Raw genomic sequence first — 5414 nt, forward strand, 5'->3', positions numbered from 1 at the left:
TGTAGAGCTCGAAGCGTCCCTCGACGCTGGGGTCGTAGCGCAGGCAGTCGGGCTGTTGATCGAGCGGCTTGCCGCTGGCGTCGACATAGCGGGCGCGGTGGAAGTCGTTGGCCTTGTTGGCAGGCTTGCCGCAGATTTCGGGACCGATGGCATTGTTGTGCATGAACGGCGCCGTCGCCCAGACATTGACCAGCGAAATGTTGCGGTAATAGCCGCGACCGCCGTCCTTGAGTTCGTTGCGCTCGGGAATGTCGGCGACCAGCGGCTGCTTGCGCAGAGTGTCGGAAGCGTACTCCATGTACAGGTGGCCGGCCTTGTGGTTCGAGTGCAGCGCTCGGCAACGGAAAGTGCCGACCTCGGTGACCGGTGTTGGCTGATCGTTGCCGAGGAAATCGGCACGCACCTGGCGCGGGTGCTGCGGGTTGGCAGCCGCGAAGTCACGGTTCCTGAACGGCCCGCCTTCGCTTTCCGGGATGCTCGAATGGCAACGCGCGCAGTTCTCCGCGAACACCGTTTGCCCGCGCGTGACAGCGCCTTTGCCGAACTCCTGTTCCAGCTCGAAGACGAAATCGGCGCGGCTGTAGCTCGCCGCCGGATTCGTCGCCTGGCGGGCCCTGGCCCGGGCGGCGGCCAGGTCGGTCTGGTCCGACTCGGCAGAAGCGAAGAAATCAAGCAGATTCTGCAGGCGATCCTCGATCGCCCGGAAGTTCGGGCAATCGCGCCGGCACTGCCCGATGTTGAACGGCGTCTGGCCAAAGCCGCGCTGCTCCGGGTCAACCTGGCGCATGTCGGAGAAGTGATTGACCCAGCACTGCTCGGCGCAAGAGCCGATGTTGAAATAGACGCGCTGGATCGCTTCGTGCGCGCCGATCGAATCCTCACCACCCTTGAGGATGCGGTGCACGCCGGGCAGCACGACTTTCTGGCCGCCGAGGTTGACCACCGTCGTGTCGTCCTCACGCGTGCTCTTCTGCCAGCACTTGCCGTTGCGGCCCGGTTCGCACCAGCACTTGTCCTCGTCCTTCTCGGCGCCACAGGAGTTGGCCTTGCGCCACTTGGTGACGATTTCGCCCTTGAATACGGGCCGCTGGGCCACATTGATCAGGGCGTTGATCGTACCCGGGTTGTTGATCTGGTCGTGCGAGATCGCCGAGGTGTCGGTGACGCCCGGCCGGGCATGGGCAAACATCTGGTATTCCAGGCTGCTGATCGGCATCCCCGACCCCAGCAACTCGGACATGCGGGTGTACTGGTTGCCGATCAGGCCCTTGATGTTCTCCCACTTCGGATGCGCCGGATCCGCCGGCGGGTTGAGCGGGTCAAAGGCAATATGGCACGAGCCACAGGAGGTGCCGATCAGGAAGGGCGGCTCGACCGAGGCGTCGGCCAGCTTGCTCACCCGCTGATCCGATTCGATGCCGCTGGTCGCGACGAGCGTCCGGCTGTAGCCGGACCACGTCGCCGTGCCGCCGTTGAGCTGCGTCCACTTGGCGGCGTCAAATCGCGGATTGGGAAACTTGCGGATGCCCAGCGCACCGGTCGAAGTGCCAAATTTCAGGTCGCAGGCCGTGTGTCGCTGGTCGGCCTTGCCACCCTGGCTATGCGGATCGTCGGCGTCCAGCGCCGCATCCTTCAGGCTGCAGGCGGGATCGACGTAGCCCGGTTTGCCGACATACTTGAGCAGCACGTCGTCACCGGGGCACCAGTCGAAGCCGTAGGTCTCCTCGACCGAGCGGGCGGGGCAGTCGGGTTCGCCGGGCTTGCAGCAGGCCGGATCGTTGATGATTCCCCACGCCCAGAAGCGATCATCGCGCTGGTCGGCGCGAAGCACGCGGAACCAGTCGACCAGCACACCGATGCGCTGCTGGAAGGTATAGGTATGAAAACGGTCGTTGCCGGCAGTGGCCTTGAACCAGATCAGCCGGCCGACGCACTCGGACTCGTTCAGTCCCTCGCGGGCGCAGGCCTCGTGGTAGGGGGCGTCCTGATCGACGCTGGACACTTCGGGAAGCGCCTGCCCCGACGCGACGACGACAGCGGCAGCGGCAGCGGGAGCGCTCTGGGCATAGGCGTCACCTGCCGTTCGCTCGTGAAAGACGCCAACACCGGCGCCGACCATGACCAATACCGCCACCGCGGCAAGCAGAGCACGTTTCATGTCTTCCCTCCTGATGTCCAGACACATCCAGGGTCCGCGGTCTTGTCAGTTCTTGTTTGCCCGCGCGACGCTTCCCGGTGGCCACGTCAGCCTAGTGATCATGAGAACAGGCTTGAACCGGGGCGGTTCCATAGAGTTGCTGAATGCGGGACTCGCAGATCATTCACCGGGCGAATGTGGCACTGGCGCCTGCCGGCGGAGGGGAGGTCGCCTGGTTCCTGGCATCGACCGCGAACGCCCTCGGCGGCCGGCAGACGAACACGACGATCGCCGGGGCAGGCTTCCGCCTGCGGCATGCTAGAATCGCGCCCCGATCCAGCCCCGACCCCCGGCGATGTCCGCGATATCCGTGCTGAACCCCCCGCAACGTGAAGCAATCCGCTACCTCGACGGGCCCCTGCTGGTCCTCGCCGGTGCCGGCTCGGGCAAGACGCGCGTGATCACCGAGAAGATCGTCTACCTGATCGAGTCCTGCGGCTTCAGCCCGGGCAATATCGCAGCGATCACCTTCACCAACAAGGCGGCGCGCGAAATGCAGGCGCGGGTGAGCAGGCTACTTGCCGGCAAACCTTCGCAAGGCCTGACGATCTCGACCTTTCACGCTCTCGGGGTGCGTATCCTGCGCGAGGAGGCCGGCAGCATCGGCTACAAACCCGGCTTTTCGATCCTGGACTCGACCGACTGCTTCGGTATCATTTCGGAGCTGGCCGGCAGTGTCGACAAGGCCACCATACGCAAGCTGCAGTGGCTGATCTCGAACTGGAAGAGCGCCCTCGTCTCGCCGGACGAGGCGCGGAAAAATGCCCAGACCGATAGCGAGGCTCTCGCTGCCAACGCGTTCGACAGTTATGCGGCGACTCTAAGGGCGTACCAGGCGGTCGACTTTGACGATCTGATCGCGATCCCCGTGGCGCTCTTCGAGAAGCAGCCGGCAATCCGCGACAAATGGCAGAACCGCCTGCGCTATCTGCTGATCGACGAATACCAGGATACCAATGTCAGCCAGTACCAGTTGCTCAGGCTGCTGGCGGGACCGCGCGCCGCATTCACCGCCGTCGGCGATGACGATCAGGCAATCTATGGCTGGCGCGGCGCGGATATCGCCAATCTGCGCGGGCTGCCGCGCGACTACCCGAACCTCAAGGTAATCAAGCTCGAACAGAACTACCGCTCGACGATCCGGATCCTCAAAGCGGCCAACGCCCTGATCTCGCACAACGAAAAGCTGTTCGACAAGAAGCTCTGGTCAGAGCTTGGCCACGGTGATCCAATCACCGTCCACACCTGCCCGGACAAGGAGAAGGAGGCCGAGTCGGTGGTCATGAAGCTGCAGGCCCACCGCTTCGAGCATCAGGGAAAATTCCGGGATTATGCGATCCTCTATCGCGGCAATTTCCAGGCGCGCGCGATCGAGCAGTTTCTGCGCAACCAGCGCATCCCCTATCTCTTGTCCGGCGGGCAGTCCTTCTTCGAAAAGGCCGAGATCAAGGACATCACTTCGTACCTCCGCCTGCTGGCAAACAACGACGATGACCCGGCTTTCATCCGTGCTGTCAGTACGCCCCGGCGAGGCGTCGGTACCGGCACGCTGCAGGCACTGGGCAGCTATGCCGGCGAACGCCGGATTTCGCTCTTCGCTGCCGCCTTCGAGCAGGGCTTCGCAGCACGCGTCCAGACACGCCAACTCACCCCCCTGCTCGAGTTCTGCGAGTTCGTCAAACGCCTGCAAGCGCGCGCCGGCAGAGAACCGGCAGCACAGGTGATGGCCGATCTGCTCACCGCGATCGCTTACGAGCCTTGGTTGTACGATCAGGACGAAGCGCGGACCGCTCGGGTCAAGTGGAGCAATGTTCAGGAGTTCTGCGACTGGTTGAGCCGCAAGGGAGAGGAGGAGCAGAAGACCTTGATCGACCTCACCCAGACCATTGCCCTGATCAACATGCTCGACCGGGAGGATAGCGAGGTCGACGCCGTGCAACTGTCGACGCTGCACGCCGCCAAGGGACTGGAGTTCAAACACGTCTTCCTGATCGGCGTCGAGGAAGGCGTTCTGCCACACCGGGAAGCGCAGACTGACGGCCGCATCGAAGAGGAGCGTCGCCTGATGTACGTCGGCATCACCCGTGCGCAGCGCTCGCTGCACCTGAGCTACGCGGAGAAGCGTCAGCAGGGTCGCGAAGTGATTCCCTGCGAGGCGTCGCGCTTCATTGCCGAGATGGGTAGCGAGGACCTGCGCTTCTCGGGCGGCAAGGCAGAGAGCCCGCCGGACAAGGCGCTCAATGCCGATCGCTTTTCTGCGCTCAAGGCGATGCTGGGCAAGGTGAAGTAAGGCCCGGGCAGCGTTCGGGTCACGCCCGGTTACTGCACATTACACAACTGTTGACATCCCACCGGTCAGTCGCCGCGTTGATGGTAGCAAGGCTGCAAGGAAACGACAGAATCCAACAAAACGGCCGAGCGAAACAAACCACCCATCAATGAAAGGAAATCACCATGTTCAAGAAGATCATCGCCATCGCCATCGCTGCTGCCTTTGGTTCCGCCGCTTTCGCGCAGGCAACGGCTACCAGCCCGGCCAAGCCAATGGAAGCCAGCAAGCCCGCCGCCACGGTGCCGGCCGCGGTAACCCCGACGACGGCAGCCGCACCGGCCGCCGTCACGCCAGCCAAGCCGGAAGTCAAGGCGGAAACAACCAAGGTGGAGGCGAAGCCGAAAGCCGTGAAGGTTTCCAGCAAGCCTGAGAGCAAGGGCAGCGAGGCCAAGAAAACCGAAGCTCCTCCCGCCACCGCGAGCACCACGCCCGGTGCCGGCAGCACCCCTGCCGCAGCCCCGGCTCCGACCAAGTAAGCTGCGCTAGACGCGGCACCTTCGGGATAACCTCCCGAAGGGCAGCAAAAAGCGGCCTTGTGGCCGCTTTTTGCTGCCGGTCAAACCCGACCTACCTGGCCAGACCGACCAGGTGCTCCACCGCGGCCTTGATCTCGGCATCCGTCAGGTCGGCACCGCCGCCCTTGGGCGGCATCGCCCCCTTGCCATTGGTCACGCTGCTGATCAGCGCCGCCGTGCCGGTGGCAATACGCGGCGCCCAGGCCGCCTTGTCGCCGGCTTTCGGCGCACCCGCGGCGCCACTCGCGTGGCAGGCCATGCACACCGAGTTATAGACTGTCGCGCCGTCACGCGGCTTGCCATCCGACTTCGCCGCTGGCGCCTTGGCCAGTTCCAGCCTGGCGACCGGCTGAATGCGAGCTTCCGCCTC

4 protein-coding genes are annotated in these 5414 nt (G+C 64.1%); 2 read left to right on the forward strand and 2 right to left on the reverse strand.

Going from position 1 to position 5414, the window contains the following annotated elements:
• Nucleotides 1-2158: cytochrome c (locus V5B39_RS21545; RefSeq protein WP_332344874.1), on the reverse strand; the 2158-nt coding region annotated here is incomplete at its 3' end.
• Between the two features lie 334 nt (nucleotides 2159-2492).
• On the opposite strand from V5B39_RS21545, the gene V5B39_RS21550 reads away from it, so the two are divergent.
• Entirely contained in the window at nucleotides 2493-4487 is a 1995-nt protein-coding gene (locus V5B39_RS21550) for a UvrD-helicase domain-containing protein (protein WP_332344875.1), read from the forward strand.
• Between the two features lie 164 nt (nucleotides 4488-4651).
• Nucleotides 4652-5005: a hypothetical protein gene (locus V5B39_RS21555; RefSeq protein ID WP_332344876.1), complete on the forward strand. Its 354-nt coding sequence runs from the start codon at nucleotides 4652-4654 to the stop codon at nucleotides 5003-5005.
• 91 nt (nucleotides 5006-5096) lie between these two features.
• Here the strand turns inward: V5B39_RS21555 and V5B39_RS21560 are convergent.
• Nucleotides 5097-5414 (reverse strand): c-type cytochrome (locus V5B39_RS21560; protein ID WP_332344877.1); only part of this gene is annotated, 318 nt, incomplete at its 5' end.

The sequence above is a fragment of the Accumulibacter sp. genome, from assembly GCF_036625275.1.
Taxonomy (GTDB): Bacteria; Pseudomonadota; Gammaproteobacteria; order Burkholderiales; family Rhodocyclaceae; genus Accumulibacter.

Coding starts and splice junctions, on each gene's coding strand:
- V5B39_RS21550 (WP_332344875.1), top strand. CDS start 2,493: ATGTCCGCGATATCCGTGCTGAACCCCCCGCAACGTGAAGCAATCCGC.
- V5B39_RS21555 (WP_332344876.1), top strand. CDS start 4,652: ATGTTCAAGAAGATCATCGCCATCGCCATCGCTGCTGCCTTTGGTTCC.